This is a genomic window from Lacibacter sp. MH-610, from assembly GCF_045780045.1.
In the GTDB taxonomy this organism is placed as follows: Bacteria; Bacteroidota; Bacteroidia; order Chitinophagales; family Chitinophagaceae; genus Lacibacter.
This window is the reverse complement of record NZ_CP116002.1, coordinates 1,049,816-1,070,644: the sequence shown is the minus strand read 5'-3', so window position 1 is coordinate 1,070,644 and position 20,829 is coordinate 1,049,816. Positions and strand designations below refer to the sequence as shown.

22 protein-coding genes are annotated in these 20,829 nt (G+C 41.2%); 14 read left to right on the top strand and 8 right to left on the bottom strand.

The features are described 5' to 3' along the window. Window positions 1-45 precede the first annotated feature (45 nt). Complete coding sequence (locus PDL71_RS04865) at window positions 46-747, top strand: response regulator transcription factor (protein ID WP_407526129.1); 702 nt, start codon at window positions 46-48, stop codon at window positions 745-747. A 56-nt stretch (window positions 748-803) separates the two neighbouring features. On the opposite strand, the gene yihA is transcribed toward PDL71_RS04865, so the two are convergent. After that, the gene (yihA, locus tag PDL71_RS04860; RefSeq protein ID WP_407526126.1) at window positions 804-1,439 is read right to left on the bottom strand and encodes a ribosome biogenesis GTP-binding protein YihA/YsxC; all 636 of its coding nucleotides are present in this window, start codon (window positions 1,437-1,439) and stop codon (window positions 804-806) included. A 114-nt stretch (window positions 1,440-1,553) separates the two neighbouring features. On the opposite strand from yihA, the gene ubiE reads away from it, so the two are divergent. Genes ubiE through PDL71_RS04845 form a run of 3 tightly spaced genes read left to right on the top strand, consistent with a single transcriptional unit; the run spans window position 1,554 to window position 3,459 of the window. After that, window positions 1,554-2,297 carry a bifunctional demethylmenaquinone methyltransferase/2-methoxy-6-polyprenyl-1,4-benzoquinol methylase UbiE gene (gene ubiE / locus PDL71_RS04855; RefSeq protein ID WP_407526123.1) on the top strand — a complete coding sequence of 248 codons (744 nt, stop codon included), beginning with the start codon at window positions 1,554-1,556 and terminating at the stop codon, window positions 2,295-2,297. Further along, complete coding sequence (locus PDL71_RS04850; RefSeq protein WP_407526121.1) at window positions 2,270-2,989, top strand: outer membrane beta-barrel protein; 720 nt, start codon at window positions 2,270-2,272, stop codon at window positions 2,987-2,989. The genes ubiE and PDL71_RS04850 overlap by 28 nt, the downstream gene beginning before the upstream one ends. Window positions 2,990-2,994: 5 nt before the next feature. Next, window positions 2,995-3,459, top strand: coding sequence for a hypothetical protein (locus tag PDL71_RS04845; protein WP_407526118.1), 465 nt, complete (start codon window positions 2,995-2,997; stop codon window positions 3,457-3,459). A gap of 5 nt (window positions 3,460-3,464) precedes the next feature. Here PDL71_RS04845 and PDL71_RS04840 read toward each other — a convergent pair whose 3' ends face one another. Further along, a complete protein-coding gene (locus PDL71_RS04840; protein ID WP_407526116.1) occupies window positions 3,465-5,180 on the bottom strand; it encodes a capsule assembly Wzi family protein in 1,716 nt (571 codons plus the stop codon). A 29-nt stretch (window positions 5,181-5,209) separates the two neighbouring features. On the opposite strand from PDL71_RS04840, the gene PDL71_RS04835 reads away from it, so the two are divergent. The 7 genes from PDL71_RS04835 to PDL71_RS04805 all read left to right on the top strand — a co-directional run bounded on the left by PDL71_RS04835 (window position 5,210) and on the right by PDL71_RS04805 (window position 10,517). Continuing rightward, on the top strand, window positions 5,210-6,550 hold the full coding sequence (locus PDL71_RS04835) for a dihydroorotase (RefSeq protein ID WP_407526113.1): 1,341 nt from the start codon (window positions 5,210-5,212) through the stop codon (window positions 6,548-6,550). Between the two features lie 6 nt (window positions 6,551-6,556). Then, a complete protein-coding gene (locus tag PDL71_RS04830; protein ID WP_407526111.1) occupies window positions 6,557-7,870 on the top strand; it encodes a MutS-related protein in 1,314 nt (437 codons plus the stop codon). An 85-nt stretch (window positions 7,871-7,955) separates the two neighbouring features. After that, entirely contained in the window at window positions 7,956-8,513 is a 558-nt protein-coding gene (locus PDL71_RS04825) for a hypothetical protein (RefSeq protein ID WP_407526109.1), read from the top strand. Window positions 8,514-8,745: 232 nt separating this feature from the next. Beyond that, window positions 8,746-9,216, top strand: coding sequence for a transcription elongation factor GreA (gene greA / locus PDL71_RS04820; RefSeq protein ID WP_407526106.1), 471 nt, complete (start codon window positions 8,746-8,748; stop codon window positions 9,214-9,216). Window positions 9,217-9,328: 112 nt separating this feature from the next. Next, the gene (locus tag PDL71_RS04815; RefSeq protein ID WP_407526103.1) at window positions 9,329-9,760 is read left to right on the top strand and encodes an HIT family protein; all 432 of its coding nucleotides are present in this window, start codon (window positions 9,329-9,331) and stop codon (window positions 9,758-9,760) included. A 5-nt stretch (window positions 9,761-9,765) separates the two neighbouring features. After that, entirely contained in the window at window positions 9,766-10,140 is a 375-nt protein-coding gene (locus tag PDL71_RS04810) for a hypothetical protein (protein WP_407526100.1), read from the top strand. Beyond that, window positions 10,140-10,517, top strand: coding sequence for a hypothetical protein (locus PDL71_RS04805; RefSeq protein WP_407526097.1), 378 nt, complete (start codon window positions 10,140-10,142; stop codon window positions 10,515-10,517). Before PDL71_RS04810 ends, PDL71_RS04805 begins: the two co-directional genes overlap by 1 nt. Before the next feature lie 104 nt (window positions 10,518-10,621). Here PDL71_RS04805 and ruvC read toward each other — a convergent pair whose 3' ends face one another. Then, window positions 10,622-11,188 (bottom strand): crossover junction endodeoxyribonuclease RuvC, encoded by a 567-nt coding sequence (gene ruvC / locus PDL71_RS04800; protein WP_407526095.1) that lies wholly within the window; start codon window positions 11,186-11,188, stop codon window positions 10,622-10,624. 167 nt (window positions 11,189-11,355) lie between these two features. Here ruvC and PDL71_RS04795 point away from each other — a divergent pair, with 167 nt between their 5' ends. Then, window positions 11,356-12,210, top strand: coding sequence for a hypothetical protein (locus PDL71_RS04795; RefSeq protein WP_407526092.1), 855 nt, complete (start codon window positions 11,356-11,358; stop codon window positions 12,208-12,210). Next, window positions 12,207-13,007 (top strand): DUF3108 domain-containing protein, encoded by an 801-nt coding sequence (locus PDL71_RS04790; protein ID WP_407526089.1) that lies wholly within the window; start codon window positions 12,207-12,209, stop codon window positions 13,005-13,007. Before PDL71_RS04795 ends, PDL71_RS04790 begins: the two co-directional genes overlap by 4 nt. Window position 13,008: 1 nt before the next feature. Here PDL71_RS04790 and PDL71_RS04785 read toward each other — a convergent pair whose 3' ends face one another. The 5 genes from PDL71_RS04785 to PDL71_RS04765 form a co-directional block, all read right to left on the bottom strand. After that, entirely contained in the window at window positions 13,009-13,917 is a 909-nt protein-coding gene (locus PDL71_RS04785) for an MBL fold metallo-hydrolase (RefSeq protein WP_407526086.1), read from the bottom strand. Then, the gene (locus PDL71_RS04780; protein ID WP_407526083.1) at window positions 13,914-15,212 is read right to left on the bottom strand and encodes an MFS transporter; all 1,299 of its coding nucleotides are present in this window, start codon (window positions 15,210-15,212) and stop codon (window positions 13,914-13,916) included. The genes PDL71_RS04785 and PDL71_RS04780 overlap by 4 nt, the downstream gene beginning before the upstream one ends. Before the next feature lie 106 nt (window positions 15,213-15,318). Then, window positions 15,319-16,140: an undecaprenyl-diphosphate phosphatase gene (locus PDL71_RS04775; RefSeq protein WP_407526080.1), complete on the bottom strand. Its 822-nt coding sequence runs from the start codon at window positions 16,138-16,140 to the stop codon at window positions 15,319-15,321. 136 nt (window positions 16,141-16,276) lie between these two features. Then, window positions 16,277-16,513, bottom strand: a complete 237-nt coding sequence (locus PDL71_RS04770; RefSeq protein ID WP_407526078.1) for a DUF3098 domain-containing protein — start codon at window positions 16,511-16,513, stop codon at window positions 16,277-16,279. A gap of 101 nt (window positions 16,514-16,614) precedes the next feature. After that, window positions 16,615-17,493 carry a cell division protein FtsX gene (locus tag PDL71_RS04765; RefSeq protein ID WP_407526075.1) on the bottom strand — a complete coding sequence of 293 codons (879 nt, stop codon included), beginning with the start codon at window positions 17,491-17,493 and terminating at the stop codon, window positions 16,615-16,617. A gap of 414 nt (window positions 17,494-17,907) precedes the next feature. Between PDL71_RS04765 and leuS the strand changes: the two genes are divergently transcribed. Then, window positions 17,908-20,775: a leucine--tRNA ligase gene (gene leuS / locus PDL71_RS04760; RefSeq protein WP_407526072.1), complete on the top strand. Its 2,868-nt coding sequence runs from the start codon at window positions 17,908-17,910 to the stop codon at window positions 20,773-20,775. The last annotated feature ends 54 nt before the right edge of the window (window positions 20,776-20,829 follow it).

Genomic DNA, 20,829 nt, shown 5'->3' with positions numbered 1-20,829 from the left:
CAACTCCCAAAAGCTTTAACTTTATTTGACAATAAATTTTAAACGATGGAAGAAACCAAATCAAAAATTTTACTGGTAGAAGACGACAGCAGTTTTGGAAGTGTGTTGAAAAATTACCTGGAGCTGAACGATTTTGATGTAACGCTGGAACGTGATGGCCGCCTGGGGTTAGCTGCTTTTCAGCGCAACAAATTTGATATCTGTTTGCTGGATGTAATGATGCCGCATGTAGACGGCTTTACATTAGCTGAAGAAATAAGGGATATTGATCCGGATGTGCCCCTGTTTTTCCTGAGTGCCAAAACCATGAAGGATGATATTATTACCGGTTACAAACTGGGAGCGGATGATTATATCACCAAGCCGTTTGACAGTGAAGTGCTGCTGCATAAAATAAAAGCTATTCTCAAACGTAACGAGGAAACCAAACACGAAACAGAAAATAAAGAATTCGATCTGGGTATTTACCATTTCAATCCCAAACTGAGAGAGTTAATAGTGAACGGCAAAACCAGTACGCTTTCACCCAAAGAAAGTGAATTGCTGCGGATGCTTTGTGAGTACAAGAATGATTTGTTGCCGAGAGAAATTGCACTGAAACGCATCTGGGGCAGCGATACTTATTTCAACGGACGCAGTATGGATGTGTACATTGCCAAGCTGCGTAAATACCTGAAAGAAGATGCAAAAGTTGAAATTGTAAACATCCACGGCAACGGTTTCCGTTTAGTGGTGAACGAAGGTTAAAAACTTCTACTTAAAAAATAAAAGAGGGCGTTTCAAATGAAACGCCCTCTTTGTTATTAACTGTTTTCTTTTATTTTTTGATTGCACTCATCAATGAACGCAAGAATTTCTTTTCTTCCCCTGTGTTTTACTGCCGAGCTTACAAAGCTCTGCGGCAGGAACTGCCAGGTTTGAGCCAGTGCATTTAAAAAAGATTTTACTACTGCAGCTACTTCTTTCTGTGTGCTTTTATCTGCCTTAGTAAATACGATGGCAAAAGGAATATTCCATTCTCCCAATTGATTGATAAACTCCAGGTCAATAGCCTGTGGCTTGTGCCTGCTGTCAATCAACACAAAAAGATTCACAAGATTCTCCCGTTTACGGATGTAGTTCTCAATCATCTTAATCCATTGCTTCCGTTGCCCCTGCGCCACTTTTGCATAACCATAGCCCGGCAAATCCACCAGGTACCATTCATTGGTTTTTCCGCTTTTTTCATGAACGCTCTCCACGGTAAAATGATTGATCATTTGTGTTTTACCGGGACTGGCACTTGTTTTAGCCAGCTTCTGATTATTGCAGAGCATATTAATGAGCGATGATTTGCCCACATTACTGCGCCCGATAAAAGCATATTCCGGACGGTCTGCTTTCGGGCATTTGTCCACCGAAGGACTGCTGATTAAGTATGTTGCAGATTTGATGTTCACCCTTGCAAGATAAGTTTTTAGCCAATAGCCGGAGGGCGGCTGTAGTTAGTACCCAACTTATAAGCGGATTATGACCACTAACAACTATCGGCTAAAGACTATCTTTGCCCCCGCATGAGCAATAACTATTTACATGATAAAGTGGTACCCCGTGCCGACTCTGAAAAAAGCAAGAAAGAACAGGTAGCGGAAATGTTTGACACTATTGCGCCCCGTTATGATTTGCTGAACCGCTTTCTTTCTCTGGGTATTGATAAGGGATGGCGCCGCAAGGCATTAAACCAGTTAAAAGCATTACAACCACAATTAATGCTGGATGTGGCTACCGGTACTGCCGATGTGGCTATTATGGCGGCTCATCGCCTGCAACCCAAACGTATCATTGGGATAGACATCAGCGAAAAAATGCTGGAAGGCGGTAGAAAAAAGATTGAAAATAAAGGATTAAGCACCGTGATAGAGCTCCAAAGCGGTGATAGCGAAACAATAAACTTTCCTGATAACACGTTTGATGCAGTAACAGTTGCCTTTGGAGTACGCAATTTTGAAAACCTTGAAAAGGGGTTATCCGAAATCAACCGTGTACTTAAACCGGGAGGCCGATTGGTGGTGCTGGAATTTTCCAAACCATGGCTGCCCGGGTTCAGCGCTCTGTGCAAATGGTACATTGGCAAACTGTCGCCGGCAATTGCAGGCACCGTGAGCAATAAACAGGCTTACCAATATCTTAACAGCAGCATTCAGGCTTTCCCGGAAGGAAAAGCATTTACAGCGGTGCTCACAAAAACCGGCTTTAAACAAACGCAATGCAAACCACTTACATTCGGAATATGCAGCATTTATACGGGCGACAAATAATTTTAACCCTTACCCTGTTCGTTCTTTTCTGTACCGCCTCTTTTGCCCAGCGTGAAATTAACCTGCCGCAGCACGAGGAAAAGAAATACTATTTTGGTATTACCCTCAGCACCAACAGCTCCCGTTTTCAAATTGAACATCATCCCAAATTCTTAACCAGTGATAGTGTAACTTATATTGAAGCAGCAAGTAAACCCGGCTTTGGTTTGGGTTTGCTCGGCACTTTACGTTTGGCCAATCATCTGGAAGCACGTTTTAATCCGCATCTCATTTTTGCCAGCCGTGGTATTAACTATTACCTCGCCTATCCGCAAACAGGCGACAGTTCCTGGCAGCAAAAAACGATTGAGAGTATTTATACCAGTTTTCCCGTGCAGTTGAAATTCAGCAGTGACCGCATCAATAATTTCCGTGTGTACATTCTTGCAGGCGCCAAATTTGAATTTGATCTTGCCAGTAACAGCCAGGCACGCCGTGCAGAAGATCTGGTAAAACTTACCAAAGGTGGTTTTGGCTACGAAGCCGGCATGGGCTTTCATTTTTATTTCCCCAGTTTTATTTTGAGTCCTGAAATAAAACTCAGCAATACATTCCGTAATGTGCACAGCCGTGATGCCAACTTAATCTACAGTAATGTAATTGACCGTATGCAGGCACGGATGATTGTGTTTAGTATTCACCTGGAAGGGTAAGAGAAATGAAAATTATTAAACCCAATTATCTTACAGTAGCTCTTAGAGCAGGCCTACTTCTGTTGTTTTTATATATGTACAGATGGCCTTATAAAAAATTCATAACAGACGATTATGATACAACGACTCCTGGATTCCTATTGCTTGTTGTTGTATATTCTCTTTTCCCTATTTATTTATTTTACTCATTAAGAAATCCTATTGCAGTAATACTATATCCTGAAGAAAATAAAATCAAGTTACTTTATTGGTTCAGATACAAGACAATTTTAATTGAGGATATTGGAAATTTTCATAAAACAAAGTTGGAAATGAGAATGGGTGCATATGATGGATTAATCTTAAACTTAAATAATAAAAAGAAAATCAGGGTCGTTGAATATGATGTACAAAATGTAAATGAAGTACAAAATTTTCTTGTAAAAAATCAAATACCATGTATTGGCTTTAGAAACACTTTGTTCTTTTAGGTTCATCAATAATCATACTCCCTCGTCCATAAATTCATTCTTACACCTAATCCGAATAAAGTGGTGTTTTGTGTGGTAGTTCCGGTTTTAAATTGACGCACTAATACATTCGCATCAATAAAAATATTTTCACGCAGTTCATAGCTTGCGATAAAGGAAGCATTCAGCCCCGTGGTTTTTACACCGGCACCAAGGGTGTAACCAAAATCGCCCCTGCGCCGGTCGCCATTCAAACGAAAGATATCACTACCGAAGTTTCTTCCGTTGGCACTGTCAAGCCCCTGTTTCCAGTAAATCAACCGTGCCATAAGATTGAGTTTGCCCGTAGGTTGATAACGAACAATCGCAATAACTTCATTAAAATTAGCACCTAATGGATGTGCCAATGGCTGATTGTAATGTGTATAGTTACTTACAGAATCAAAATGCGAATACGTAAACGGACGAACACGGTTCATCTCTACCTGCAAATCCAGGTTCTGAATATCGGCTACATCAATGTATTTAAAGCCTAATTGTAATCCTGTTTTATTACCCCACCATCCGCTGGAATCGCCCCGCAGTTTTCCTAAATTGAATTCATCCACCATTAACTGGCCATACACCTGTACTTTCTTTAAGAGATTGGCTTTAAAATCAGCACCTACCAATGCATTATCTGCACTGCCCAGGTTTCCTTCAATACTCCTGAAGAAAATGATGGGGTTCATATATCCAAACTCAAACCTGTTGGTACGGCCAAACACCACGCTTTCAAACACACCTACATTCAACCAGGGCAATACATTCATACTCAGGTGATGCATGGTGGCGTATTTCTTGGGAACGAGGTTGCTGGTGCTGTTGTTATTCGCTCCTTTGTGTAACTCCATAAACAGGTTCTGGTAATTAAACTTCCAGATACGTGTATTGATTTTTACAAAGAGGTTATTGCCTGCAAAATCACTCAGCAGTAAACTGCGGTAACCATTGCCGATGAAGTTGCGGTCATAGCCAGCCTGGAAATTAATATACTTGGCCGCACGGAAGGTGAAATAACCTCTGGCATCAATATAATCAACACCGGTATTTTTAAAGCGTTTGTAAAAATTACCACCGGGTACCGCATTATAACGACTTACCCAGTTTTGAAAAAATAACGGGCCCCGCTCCTGCACATCCATTACACTGGCTGCAAAACCTACTTTGTTACCGATGCCGCCACGAACATTCAAACCACGTTGATTGATAAAAAGATTCTGATTGGTATTATTCAGTTCCACCATTTGCCGGTAGCTGACCATGGGGTTTACGACCACAAAAAAATCATCGCCATATTTTTCAATCATACCGGCCGGGGTGGGATACAACTTATTAAACAGCTTTTTCTTACTGTTAAAAACAGCAGGGTCGCCTTTTACCCACTCCTGGTTATTGAGGTACAAACTGTGCAGGTTATAGCGATCCGTTTTACTGAGCGTTAATGCCGTGTCTGTACTGTAGAATAAAGGTTTGAGGGAAAGTAATGAATCTACCTTACTGCCTAAAAACTCAACCGCATAACGGCGGTCATAAGGTTTGCCGGAAGTGAAATTAAGATCAGAAACATGACCGGTTTTAATTTCCATCCGGTCAATAAAATGAATATGTTTGGATTGCTGCTGAAAATAAGTACTCTGGGCTTTTGCAAAAATTGAAGCAGTTGAAAAGAGGATGCACAAACAGCTTTTGGTAAATTGCATGCGGTTGTATTTAAAAGTAAAAATAAGCTATGGCGAATTATTTAATTAAAAATTGTTCACTTGTAAACGAAGGCTCCATACAGCCTGCAGATGTATGGATTAAGAACGGACGTATTGAAAAAATCGGTTCAAACATTGAAACAAAAGAAGCCGTTACAGAAATAAACGCAGAAGGAAAGCATTTATTTCCCGGTGTGATTGATGACCAGGTTCATTTCAGGGAGCCCGGTCTCACCCATAAAGGCAATATTTATACCGAAGCAAGAGCAGGAGTGGCCGGTGGTGTTACCACTTATATGGAAATGCCCAACACCATCCCCAATGCACTTAATCTTGAGTTGCTGGAACAGAAATATACTATTGCAGCCAACACTTCGCTGGCCAACTTTTCTTTTTATATGGGCACCAGCAATACCAGTGCCGATGATACTTTGCAGGCTAATAAACACAAGGACAAAATATGCGGCATCAAAATTTTTATGGGCGCCAGTACCGGCAATATGCTGGTAGATAATTACAATACACTGGATAAAGTGTTTCGAGAAAGTGAAGTGCTGATTGCCACGCATTGTGAAAGCGAAAGCATTATAAAAAATAATTATGAGCGGTTGAAAGCAGCCAAAGGAGAATTTTCACCGGCTGATCATCCTTTGATACGTGATGTAGATGCCTGCTATGAATCATCGCTCATGGCTATACAAATTGCAAGACAGTATAACACCCGTCTGCATATTTTACATCTTACGACTGCCAAAGAGCTGGATCTGTTTGGAAATATGATGCCGTTAAAAGAAAAGCGCATCACCAGCGAAGTATGTGTACATCATTTACATTTTACAGCAGATGATTATGCACGACTGGGCTACCAGATCAAATGCAACCCTGCCATCAAGGCCAAAGAAAATAGAGAAGCGTTGTGGAAAGCCTTGCTGGATAACCGCATTGATGTAATTGCCACCGATCATGCACCGCATACATGGGATGAAAAGAATGGCAGCTATGAAAATGCGCATGCGGGTTTACCATTGGTGCAACATCCGCTGCTGCTCATGCTTCATTATGCAAAAGAAGGACGCATTCCGCTGGAAAGAGTTGCTGAAAAAATGAGTCATGCCGTGGCTGATTGTTTCCAGATCAAAGAACGTGGTTATATACGGGAAGGTTATTTTGCTGACCTGGTGCTGGTTGACCTGAACAAAGAACACACAGTAACCAAAGAAAATCTTTTGTACAAATGCGGATGGAGTCCGTTGGAAGGTTTTAGATTTCCTGCTACCATTACCCATACATTTGTAAATGGTCATGCCGTTTATGAAAACGGTGTGTTTGATGAATCTCAAAAAGGATCAAGACTGGCGTTTGAACGCTGATACATTTTGGAAATAGACAAAGTCACATACTACGATCTCTCCATCTTCAACAATGAAGAAGAGTATTCGCTGCTGCACCGCATCAACTTTTGTAAAACAGTGGGTGGTGCAGAGCGTTTACAATATTTATTAACGCATCCGCTGCGTAGTGAAAAGGAGATCAGTCAAACACAGGAAGCTATCCGTCAACTGGAGGGCCTGTTACAGCAATGGCCTGCAGAAATCACCAACGGAACCTTGCTGGTGCTTGAAAAATTTTACGGTTACCCTTTTGATAAAATACCCAACAGTCACTCCCCTGTTCCTGCTTATTTGTACATGGTATTTGATACACCGGATTATGGTTTGGTGCGTTATACTGTGGGGCATTTTATGGATTTTTTAAAAGGAATGTACCGGTTGTTGCAACTACTTAAACAGGAGCATCATTCTTTATTGCTTCAAAATATTGTAACAGAAGCAGAGAAGCTGATGAAGCCTTCCGTTATTCAACACCTCGTAGCAGAGAAAAGTAAAAAGATGACACCGGCCAAAATGCTGAGGTATGGTCATTACCTGCGTTATGAGTTTAAACAGGAAGCAGAAAAGCTGATGCATTTGTACCACCGGCTGGATGCGTATTACAGTATGGCGATGGCGGTTCAACAGTTTAACCTGCATTTTCCAACTGTTAAAGAACAGGAAGAGCCTTTGATACAGGCACATGGATTATATCATTTGTTACTGCAAACACCGGTGGCATATGATGTAACACTCAACCCGCAAACCAATTTTATTTTTTTAACAGGTGCAAACATGGCAGGCAAAAGCACGTTCATTAAAGCTGTGGGATGTGCTGTGTATTTAGCACATGTGGGCATGGGTGTACCGGCACAAAGTATGGAGCTGAGTTTATTTGATGGATTGCTGAGCAATATCCAGGTGCAAGACAATATTGTAAAAGGAGAAAGTTATTTCTTTAATGAAGTACAGCGTATTAAAAACACAGTGCTGAAAATTACAGATGGCCGCAAATGGCTGGTGTTGATTGATGAACTGTTTAAAGGCACCAACATACAGGACGCCATGCATTGCAGCACTGCAGTTATTAAAGGTTTATTGAAAATCAAAAACTCATTGTTCATTCTTTCCACGCATCTGTATGAGATTGGAGATGAATTAAAAGTGTATCCCAACATTTCCTTCCGGTATTTTGAAACAACAGCTACGGAAGAACAGTTGCAATTCAGCTATCAATTAAAAGAAGGCATCAGCAATGATCGGTTTGGATATTTGATTTTAAAACGGGAGAAAGTGGTGGAAATGCTGGAGAAACTATAGCACAGCCCCCTCCGCCCCCAAAGGGGGAACTGCTGAAGCACAGCCCATGCTTATTTGTAATTTCTAATTAATTTCAAGCTTTACTTTGGAGCTACTATACAAAATATCAAATACATTATACGAAGGTGAATTTTTTGTTACTCCTGTTTTATTGATTATGTTTTTAGTTTTCAAAAGAAGAATTGCAATTGTTGCCGAGTTGCTTGTTAGTTACAACTATCTTAAGCTGTTTTTAATTGCTCTTTCTTTTGCAATACTAATTGTGCAACTGGCATACCTTTATTTTCAATCAAAAAACAATCGAGAATTCACAACATTTCAGTACAGGATTTCAGGACCTTATTCATGGTCTTACATGCTGATGTTTGTGATAAGTATTGTACTGTTGATTCTTCTTTATTTTAAAAGATGGAGATTGAATCCATGGTTTGCTTTTGCAGTTTTCTTTTTTTCAAATACAGGTTTATGGATGGAGCGATTGGTAATCTTTATAACTTCCATTTACCGAGATTATTTGCCATCTTCATGGGGTGTTTATTATAATTTTTGGCAGCCATTTGCTCCAATAGCAAGTTTTTTAACAGCAATATTTCTCATTTACATCTTACGAAAAAGTAGGCTTTTGGTGAGAGCAAGGAGTTAAACCCACAGACCATTGCTGCTATGGAAACGGAACCTCAACCGGTGCGACGCAAATACGACCTCTCGCAGGCACCCTGGCCGGTAACACACCTTGATTTCTTTAACATTCCATCGTAATTCCCCTCTTGTTTTTGCCAAAACAATTTCCCTATATTTGCAATACACGAATAGCAACGCTTCAGCTCATACCTGAGGCGTTGTTATTTTTTTCTGTTTAAACGAAAGGAGGAACTATGAGTACACAGTATGTAACGAAAGAAACGTTTGAAAAAATGCAGGCCGAACTGCAGCACATGAAGGGCGTGTTGCGACCGGCGGCTGCACGTGCCATAGCAGAAGCACGTGAAAAAGGCGACTTAAAAGAAAATGCGGAATACGATGCGGCCAAAGAAGCACAGGGCATCCTGGAAGCAAAAATCAAGCAGCTGGAAGGAATGATTGCTACAGCCCGCATTGTAGATGAAAGTACGATTGATACCAGCAAGGTAGCCATCCTTACCAAAGTAACGGTGACCAACCTGGCTACTAAAAAACAGGTTACGTATCAGATTGTGAGTGAAAAAGAAGCCGATCTGAAAGCAGGAAAAATTTCTGTAAGCTCCCCTATCGGCAAAGGTTTGCTGGGAAAAACAGTGGGCGATGTGGCAGAGGTGCAGGTACCTGCCGGTATGATTAAGTTTGAGATCAATGAAATCAGTATTTAAAAAGTTTCGGTTGATACAAAAAAGCCTCGTTTAAAAACGGGGCTTTTTAATTCCGTTGCTTTTGTTTGCATTGACTATTGTAGATTTGTGGATGAGCAGAAAACGTTTATACATGTTGCTGCTTACACTCAAATCAAAATTGTTTGGTGGCATGAGTATTTTTTCAAAAATTATTGCAGGAGAAATTCCGTCTTACAGGATTGCAGAAAACGATAAGTTTTATGCGTTCCTGGATATTTTTCCGTTAGCTGAAGGCCATACACTCATTGTACCCAAACAGGAAATTGATAAATTCTTTGATGTGCCTGATGAATACCTGAGTGAGTTGCTTGTATTTGCCAAACCCATTGCCAAAGCTATGGAAGCAGCTTTCCCCTGCAACCGTGTGGGTCTTTCTGTTGTTGGATTGGAAGTACCGCATGCCCACCTGCACCTCGTACCCATTAACAACGCAGATGATTTGAATTTTACGAGACCTAAATTGAAATTAACAGAGGAGCAGATGAAAGCTGCCCAGCAAAAAATACTTTCCCGTTTAAACTGATACCTATGTATGTAAAAAACGAATACGGCTACAAAAAACGTGTTAAGAAAAAAACCAAGCGTCCACCCATGGTTACATTCCTTTGCCTGGCATTGGTTGCTTATGGGTTCTGGGATATTATTTCATCGTATATCGGTATTTATAAAGACTTCGGCACTTTATACCCCGCTGCAAATGCACTCATGATTGTTTTCAGTTTTGTGGCCATCAGCGGTATCTGGAGCATGGAAAAATGGGGACCCATTTCATTTGCAATTGTTGTGCTTTTGAAACTGGGCGTGGATGCTTTATGGAAACAGTTTAATCCCTGGTTTTTGCTGGCACTTATTCCTGCTGCCTTCTTCCTCTTGCTGTTGAAGAAAATGAAAACAACTGATTAATGAAAAGCAGGATCGCTTTTTCAGTAAACTGCATAGTTGGTTTTCTTTTGATGTATTACTCAGCATCGGCACAGGGTTTTCTTTCCATGAAGCGGAGCAATGTTAAAAAGCAACTCATCCGTTTTTACAGCAAACAGCAGGTGCCTTATCGTTTTTCTGAAACTGATTCAAGTATTACATTAATTGTAACAGATACATCAGGAAAACATACGGCCGGCTTCAGTTATTTCTTTAAACGTAACAACCGCTGTTATAAAGAAACCGGCGATGGCGCCTGTGAACATTGTTTTCAAAAAATCATCAGCGATGCGAAGATGGTGAAACGTTATCGTTGGAAAACAGTCAATGAGCAGTTTTATCTTTCCAAACCATTATAGAATATGGTATTGATGCGAACTGACCCTGAGCGTCCTTTTTCATACAGCATCATTAAAAACTATTTCAACAGAACAGATCACCAGAAGTTATACCGCACTAAACTTTAACCCTTTTTCAAACGTGCAGGATTTTTACGGATAAAATCTTCCCATCCTTTTACCTTACTGCTGCCCGTATGAATGGCTTTGTGTGTTTGAAAATGATGACATAAAGCTACTGCCAGGGCATCTGTAGCATCATAATACTTTGGCTTTGCTTTAAAGTGCAGGTAATGTTGCAGCATTTTCCAAACCTGTTCTTTATCTGCATTGCCATTACCTGTTACAGCCTGTTTTACTTTTTTAGGTGAATATTCAGTAACCGTTAAACCATTACTCATTGCCGTAGCAATGGCTACTCCCTGTGCACGGCCCAGTTTGAGCATACTCTGCACATTTTTTCCGAAAAACGGGGCTTCAATGGCAAAATCAGTGGGATGATGAGTGGCAACTACTTCATTCACTTTTTCATGAATCCGCTGCAGGCGCTCATAAATATCTTTTATGCTGCCCAGCTTGAGTACATCCATTTCAATTAACTGCAGTTGTGAGCCGGTAACGCCTACCAGCCCGTAACCCATAACCACTGTACCCGGATCAATCCCCAAAATGATTTTAGAAAAAGTTTGCAAGGAGCCGTTTAATTTTGAACAAATAACCGAAACTGAAAAAGAACTACAAAATCTTTATCAATTACTTCCTGGGACCCGTACTGTTTCTGTGGATTAGTATTTCCTTATACAACCAAATACGGCAGCAGCCCGACTTACCCCTTGCCTGGCAGCACCTGAAAGAAAGTATGACAGGCAAACATGCCTGGCAGTTATGGCTGGCCGTTGCACTAATGCCGGTAAACTGGGCGCTTGAAACGTATAAATGGTATGTATTGGTGAATAAATTTCAACCCATCAGCTTTGCAAAGAGTTTTGAATCCGTACTGAGCGGTTTATCCTTTGCTATGAATACGCCTAACCGCATTGGCGAGTATGGCGGCAGGATTTTATACCTGCAACCAGCTTTCCGTTTACGTGGTATTGCTTTAACGGTTTTTTGCAGTGTTTCGCAATTGCTTATAACGCTTATTTTCGGCTGCATCAGTTTATTAGTTCTGAAACAACCATTACAACAGGCACATTTTGCCGGCACCGGTTTTTCTACACTTGTTTTCCGGCTTTTTACTTACGGTGTGCTGCTGGCTGCCGTCATCACCTGTTTGTTTTATTTCAGAATGTCCTGGCTGGTATCACTCATGCAACGTTTTCCGAAAGTGAAAGAAAAGTTTTCATTTGCCTTTGTGCTTGAACATTTAACAGCCGTTACCAATGGAAAAATATTATTTTACTCCCTGTTGCGTTTTATAGTATTTGCAATGCAATATGTACTCATGTGGAAGGCTTTACAAACAGAAATGGACGGATGGCAGGCGTTTTGGTGCATCTCTCTCGTATTTTTGATAATGGCTATTGTACCTGGTTTTGCCATTGCAGAAATCGGCATCCGTGGAAAAGTGGCATTAGCTATTGCAGGTTTATTTACAACCAATGCACTGGCAGTACTGGCCGGAACAGTAACGATGTGGTTGCTGAATCTTGCATTGCCGGCGTTGGTGGGCAGTTTATTTTTGCTAACGATTAAAATATTTAAAGAACGATGATTCGATTGGCTGTTGTATTGATGCTGGTAAGTCTTACTGCTGCTGTTCCGCAAAACCAGGGTTCAGAAACGGAGTTCTGTGGTTTGCGTAACTATGCCTGGCTGGCCGGCGAAAGCATAAACTATCATGTGTACTATACGCTTGCAGGTATTTATGTGTATGGCGGAGATGCTACTTTCAGTATAAAGAATGACCGCCTCAATGGAAAACCGGTTTATCATATTGTGGGCGAAGGAAAAACCAATTCCTTTTTTGATGGCCTGTTTAAAGTACGTGACCGTTATGAAACTTATGTTGATACCGGTTCCTTACAACCCTATAAATTCATTCGCAATGTACAGGAAGGTGACTATAAAAAATTTGAAACCGTAACCTTTAATCATGAAGCCAATACCGCAACATCTACCAACGGAACATTCAAAGTGCCTAATTGTGTGCATGATGTGTTAAGCGCCATTTATTACTGCAGAAATATTGATTTTAATAAATACAAACCGGGGGCACAGATTCCTTTTACGATGTTTATTGACGACAAATATTATAGTCTCTATGTACGCTACCTGGGCAAAGAAAAAATTAAAACAAAGTATGGCCGCTTTAATGCCATTAAGTTTAAACCGTTACTTATTGAAGGAACCATTTTTACCGGTGGTGAAAAGATGACGGTTTGGGTGAGTGATGATGCCAATAAAATGCCTTTACGTATTGAAAGCCCCATTTCTGTAGGTAGTGTAAAAGTGGATATGATGGATTATAAAAATATCCGTTACCCACTTACATCTTTAATCAGGCGATAAATCAGATTGCAGTAAGCGGAAAGGCTTCTTTCATCCGCACACCTTTTTCAGTTTGTTGCAGTGTACAGCATTCAATTTTGGGGTCGTGCTCAAAGAAAAGAATAAAATCTCCGGCTACAGCTTCTTTTAAAAAAGCTTCTTTTTCCTGTAATGTTCTTAATGGATTCATATCATACCCCATTACATACGGTAAGGGAATATGAGCAGCTGAGGGAAGCAAATCGGCCATATAAACAATGGTCCTGCCTTTATACTCTATTTGAGGTAACATCATTGCTGATGTGTGACCATCAGCAAAACGGATGCTGATATTTTCAGTAAACTTTACCCTGTAATTAATAGAAGATTCTGGTGGATAAGCTGACCATCCTTTATTATTTCTGTCTGGCAGGAGATATTGACCATCATGCTTCATAAACTTCAACTGTCCGCTCTCCTGTATCGGCAAAATATTTTCTTTTAAGAAGGAAGCCTTCTCCCGGGCATTGGGATGTACGGCCCAATCCCAATGCGCCTCATTGCTCCAGTAAGTGGCATTTTTAAAAGCGGTTACCAATTTACCATCCACTAAATCCACTGCACCGCCACAATGATCAAAATGCAGATGCGTGAGAATAACGTCGGTAATATCATCGGCTTTAAATCCATGTTGGGCTAAGGATGAATGCAAGGTATCATCACCATGTAAATAATAATGGCTCCAGAATTTTTCATCCTGCTTGGTACCATTGCCGGTGTCAATCAAAATCAAACGGTTGCCGTCTTCAATCAACAAACAACGCAAAGCCCAGTTGCACATATTGTTTTCATCAGCCGGGTTGAGTTTGTTCCAGATGCTTTTGGGAACTACGCCAAACATAGCACCACCGTCAAGTTTAAAATAACCGGTGTTAATAGTATAAAGGTTCATGACTTTGCTTTTTGCTGTGCCTGCAAAGTAAAGAATAATAAGATGAGACCGATGACAAAGAAGCTCATCAACGCCAGTACAGAATTGCGTTGCGATCCATTGAACAGCTCTGTAATATATCCAAAGCTGAACATACCGATAACGATGGCAATCTTTTCCGTTACATCATAAAAGCTGAAGAACGAAGTAGTATCTTTTGTTTCGGGCATGAGCTTGGCATAAGTAGAGCGGCTTAAACTTTGAATGCCACCCATCACAAAGCCTACACAGGCCGCCAGTACATAAAACTCCATAATGCCACCTTTGGGAATGAGGTAACCGGCGTAACATAGAACAATCCAGATAGCTACACAAATCATCAATGCTTTGATGTTGCCGATTTTTCCACTGAGTTTAGAAATCAAAATGGCACCGGGAATGGCCACTAATTGAATGAGCAGAATAGCAATAATCAAATTGGTGGTAGGAATTGCCAGTTCACTTTTTCCATAAAGTGTTGCCGCCAGCATTACTGTTTGTACGCCCATATTATAAAAGAAAAAAGAAAACAGGAAGCGCTTAAGCACCGGCATATGGATTAATTGCAGCCATACTTTTTTCAGCTCAATAAAGCCATTGGCTAAAACATGATGTTTACTTTTCCGTTCGGACTTTGAAGAAATGGGAAGAACAGACAATGGTATTTGTGCAAAGCCGAACCACCAGATACCCACCATTAAAAACGAAACCTGTAAAGCCTGTGTGCCATCTTTTAAACCAAAACTGGTGGGGAAAAAGAATAAGGCAAAACAAACCACCTGCAACAGCACACTGCCTAAATAACCCATGGTAAATCCCTTGGCGCTGATACGGTCACGGTCTTCTTCTGCAGCTATCTCCGGTAAATAAGAATTGTAAAACACCAGGCTTGCCCAAAAACCGATACAGGCTAACACCACGCACACAATCCCCAGCAGTAAGTTATCTCCCTTAAATAAAAAAAGCAGGGAACAGGATCCACTGCCCAGCGTTGCAAAAAAGCGCATGAAGTTTTTCTTGTTGCCTTTATAATCAGCAATGGAAGAAAGAATAGGCGACATAAAAGCCACCATCAAAAAAGCAAAGGCCAGTGCATAATTATAGAGCGATGTATTGACAAACTCCCGGCCTAAAAAGCGCACATTTCCATTATTGCCTTTGGTAACTTCTTCAAAATAGGCGGGGAACATGGTTGAAGTAATCACTAAATTGTAAACACTGTTGACCCAGTCGTACATGGCCCAGGCGTTCACAACTTTTTTGGGAGCGGTCTGCATGTGGAGGGTTGGTTGATTTGAAACAGGAAAGTAGGAAGAAATTTTCAAACTTTTATTTCACGCAAAGGCACAAAAGATACAAAGGCGCAAAGAAAAACTGTTGAACTCATTTCAAATATCCTGTCCACAATAAAATCAACAACAGAATACCTACAATAATCCGGTACCAGCCAAACAAACGAAACCCGTGCTTTTGTAAATAGCCGATAAAAAATTTAATAGCCAGCATGGCTACAATAAAGGCAACCACATTGCCGATAAGAAAAGCATGCAGATTGGCATGGTCATTTATAATCAGTTCATATCCTTTTTGCTCCACCCCGTTTTCAGTCCAGTCTTTCAGAAATAAAGAATAACCGGTAGCAGCTGCCATGGTAGGCACGGCCAGGAAAAAGGAAAACTCAGCTGCTAAAGAGCGTGTGAGTTTTTGCTGCATACCACCAATAATACTGGCAGCACTTCGGCTCACACCGGGTATCATGGCTACACATTGCCACAAACCGATCATGATGGCTTTGCCAAATGAAATATCTTCTTCTTTCTGCACGGGATGTTCTTTAAATACTTTATCAATTACCAGCAACACAAAACCACCAAGCAGTAATGTAATGGCAACCGTAAGCGGACTTTCCAGTAATGCATCAATCTGGTCGCTGAACAACTTCCCCAGCACCAGTGCAGGAATCACCGCTACAACAAGTTTTGCATAAAACTTCCAGTTCTTGAATTGAATAAACTTCTTCCAATACAACACCACCACACTTAAAATAGCACCCAACTGAATAGCAATGGTGAACAGCTTGGTAAAATTATCACTCTCCACGCCCAGCAACCTTTCTGCAATGATCATATGACCGGTACTGCTGATGGGCAGGTATTCTGTTATTCCTTCTACAATGGCAATGATGATGGATTCAAGTGTGCTCACGGAGACAATTTGAAAACCTGCCCGACGGCAGGCGGGTTTGAAAATGAATGAATTTGAAAATTAAAAAACCGATTTGAGAGTTTGAACTACAAATTTTCAAATCTTCAAATCGGTTAATCTTCAAATATTTTTTTTCTTAGTCCTTCGGCTTTTTCATGATGGCATAGATCTCAATAATCAAACCTGCCACAATCAAGATGGGTGCTAATGTAATACGGCGGAAACTGTACACCTCCTCTTTATTAAACACATTCGGGTCGGCACTTTTACCGCCAATCATCAGCAAAAAACCAAGAATAATCGTAACAGCACCAATCACCATCCACAGGTAATTCTGTTTATCAAAAATGCTTATGATTTTTTTCTCTTTCATAATCGTTTGTTGAGGGGCGAAGATAGGGAAAAACAGTTGACAGAGGACAGTTGATAGCTGGCAGAAATGCCTGTGAACCGTCATCCTTCAGCTGTCAACTTTTAATAGAGCTCATCCAGCTTCATCTTCAGATATTTCATCACACTCCGGTGTGTACTGTACAGGGAAATGCCCACGCCTATCAACACAATACCGCCAAATAAAATCACATAGTTCATCGGGTCACGAAGGGCCTTCATATCAGGCACATAACTTTCAATCCATAAAATCATTGCCCAGATAGCGCCGATGGCAATCACAGAGCTGATGAGTCCGTTAATAACAGCACGTATGTTCATGGGCTTGGCAATAAAACCACGGGTGGCGCCCACCATCTGCATTGTTTTGATCAAAAAACGGTTGCTGAACATAGCCAGGCGAATGGTATTATCAATCAGCACAATCACCACAATACTCAGCATCAGGGCCAGGATCAGAAAAGCGATTCCAAACTTGCGGCTGCGGTCAGTAATCGTCACCACCAGCTCTGCCGGGTATTGCACTTCGCTGATCACACCCGGGAATTTTGCCTGCAGATCGGCGGCAATTTTCAGCAGACTGTCTTTTTGCACATACTCACTGTTGGCAAAAAAATCGATGCTTTCGGGCAGGGGATTTTCATTGAGAATTTTATCCCAGCTTTCGTTTCCGTCTTTATTATAAATAGCTTTTGCTTTTTCCTTGGTTACATACTCCCAGCTCTTCACATAAGGCTGTGCTTTGATGTAGTTCTGTACACTATCCACCGCTTTTTGATTGCCGGTAGTGAGCCAGGCATGAATCTGGATGTTTTCCCGCAGCACTTTACTTACTTTCCGTACGTTTAAAAAGTTCCAACCAAGGATTCCGAGAATGATTAAGACCAGCGCCACCCCGATGATGGAAAGCACATACGAGGGCTTGGAGCGTTTCATGCTTGCTTTGCTTTGTACTTGCGTCATGCAGTAAGATTTGTAAGTTTTGCTACGGGCAAAAATAGACGATTTCACCCTGCAATCCTTAATTTTGTTCGCTCTTAACGATTGCTGCAAGCCATTATTTTATTGAAGGTGCATAAAGCGTGAAGAAACAGGATTCTTAAGGTTTCTTTCACATAGCCCCTCAATCCCCAAAGGGGAAACATAGCACAGCCCACGCTTGTTGAAGTGATTCATTGATAGCGGGCATGTTGAATTAAAAGTTCTTTTGATAATTTTTATGTTACGGGCTAATGTGCTTATGGCATCGTTCCTTGCGTCGCACACATCATAGCATGTGCAAACAGGAACAAAAAAAACCAGTAAGATAGTATGCACTGAGATTCTTCTTCTTCGTGCCTTTGCGTCTTCGTGGTTCAAAAAAGATTCAAACAGATTATGGAATACAAGTTCAGAGATATTGAAAAGAAATGGCAGCAGCATTGGAAAGAAACCAATGCGTACAAAGTGAGCAACGAAAGCACCAAACCCAAGTTTTATGTGCTGGATATGTTTCCCTACCCCAGCGGTGCCGGTTTGCATGTGGGTCATCCGTTGGGTTATATCGCCAGTGATATTTACAGCAGATTCAAAAGACTGAAAGGTTATAATGTATTACACCCGATGGGTTATGATGCATTTGGTTTGCCTGCTGAGCAATATGCCATTGAACATGGTATTCATCCTGCTGTATCTACTGAAAACAATATTCAGAATTTCCGCAAGCAGTTAGACAATATTGGTTTTTGTTATGATTGGGAGCGTGAAGTACGCACCTGTGACCCTAAGTATTACAAATGGACACAATGGATTTTTCTTCAACTCTTCAATTCCTTTTACAACAGAAGAACCAACAAAGCAGAACCGATTGCCAATTTGATTTCGTTATTCGAAACAGAAGGTTCTCTTGCTGTGGACCGTCGTCCGTCGACTGTTGACCGATTCACAGCAGACGAATGGAAAAACTTTGATGAAGCAACAAAGCAAAGCATTCTCATGGATTACCGTCTCGCCTATTGCGGTTATGGCGAAGTAAACTGGTGTGAAGCATTGGGAACGGTGTTGGCCAATGATGAAGTGGTGAATGGTGTAAGTGAACGTGGCGGACATCCTGTGGTGAAAAAGAAATTACGTCAATGGTATTTACGCATTACAGAATATGCCGATCGTTTATTGGAAGGTTTAGACCGCATTGAGTTTAGTGATGCTATGAAGGAAATGCAAACCAACTGGATCGGTAAAAGCAGCGGAGCAGAAATCAGCTTCGAGATAAAAGCTTCGAGCAGCGGGAATAGCTCACAGCTCACAGCTAATAGCTCAAGGCTTGTTGTTTATACCACTCGTCCTGATACCATCTTCGGAGTTGACTTTATGGTGATTGCACCAGAACTCGAATTGGTAGATGCAATTAAATCAGCCGAGCAGTCAGCTGCCGTTGACGAATATCTTGCTTATGTAAAAAGCAGAAGCGAACGGGAGCGCATGGCCGAAAAAAAGATCAGCGGTGTGTTCACAGGTGCTTATGCTATTAATCCGTTTAACGGAAGAGAAATTCCCATCTGGATCAGTGAATATGTATTGGCCGGTTATGGCACAGGAGCGATTATGGCGGTACCCTGCGGTGATGAACGTGATCATAAGTTTGCGAAACATTTCAATATACCCATTACCAATATCATCGGCAAACATTACAATGGTGAAGAAGCCAATGCCACCAAAGATGCCGTACTGGAAAACAGTGGTTTCTTAAACGGTGTGCCAATGCGTGATGCTATTGAAATCGTCATCAATAAACTGGAAGAACAAGGCATCGGCATCCGTAAAGTGAATTACAAAATGCGTGATGCAGCTTTCAGTCGCCAGCGTTATTGGGGTGAACCGTTTCCGATTGTTTGGAAAGATGGTGTTGCATACCCATTATCAGAAGACCAATTACCATTAACATTACCCGAAGTAAAAAATTATAGTCCCGGTCCCGAAGGTGAAGGCCCACTTGCAAACATCAGTGATTGGGTAAACAGTTACGCTGCTACCAACACCCCTTTAGGGGATGGGGGCGCCTTGGAGACGAATACCATGCCCGGTTATGCTGGTTCTTCATGGTACTTCTTACGTTATATGGATCCGCACAATGACAAAGCATTTTGTGACCGGAAAGTTTCTGACTACTGGGGGCAGGTGGATCTCTACATTGGAGGAACAGAACATGCAGTAGGGCATTTACTCTACAGCCGCATGTGGACGAAAGCTTTGTATGATCTTGGATATATCGGTCATGATGAACCGTATAAGAAATTGGTGAACCAGGGGATGATACAGGGAAGTAGCAGGTTTGTGTATCGTGTCAATGGCACCAATACATTTATATCAAAAGGATTACTGACGACTGAAGAAGATTATGAAGGAAAGAAACTTGACAAATTACATGTAGATGTAAATTTTGTAGATGGATATGAATTAAATATAGAGGAGTTTAAAAAATGGCGTAATGGTGAATACGCAAATGCTGAATTCAGTTTAGAAAATGGCAAATACATCTGCGGTTCCGAAGTTGAAAAAATGAGCAAGAGCAAATTCAATACGGTGAACCCTGATATGATCGTTGATAAATACGGCGCCGATACCTTCCGCATGTATGAAATGTTCCTCGGCCCGGTGGAGATCAGCAAGCCATGGGATACAAAAGGCATTGAAGGTGTTCATCGCTTCCTTAAAAAACTCTGGCGTTTGTTTTACTTGCCTGCCGAAGCTTCAGCGAAGGCAGGTGATGATGGAAAAGCAATTTGGACAAATGACAAAGCCACCGATGCTGAATTGAAAGTGTTGCACAAGACCATCAAAAAAATTGAAGAAGATACCGAGCGCTTCAGTTTCAACACCGGTGTGAGTACGTTCATGATCTGTGTGAATGAACTCAGCGATCTCAAATGTCATAAAAAAGAAATACTGGAGCAGTTGCTTATTCTCTTAACGCCTTATGCACCGCATATCAGCGAAGAGTTATGGAGTGCATTGGGCAACAGCGGCTCTGTTCTTGATGCCAACTTCCCCAGATTTGAAGAGAAGTATATCAAAGAATCATCCAAAGCTTATCCTGTTGCCATTAATGGTAAAACAAGAACAGAACTCACCCTGGCACTGGATATTTCACAACAGGAAGTAGAAGCCATTGTGCTGAAAGATGAAGTGGTGCAAAAATGGCTGGAAGGAAAACAACCCAAGAAAATTATTTACGTTAAGAATAAGATGATTAACGTGGTAATATAGATCACAGAGTACCACAGAGGAAGTGAGGAAACTCTGTGGCGCTCCCTTACTCCT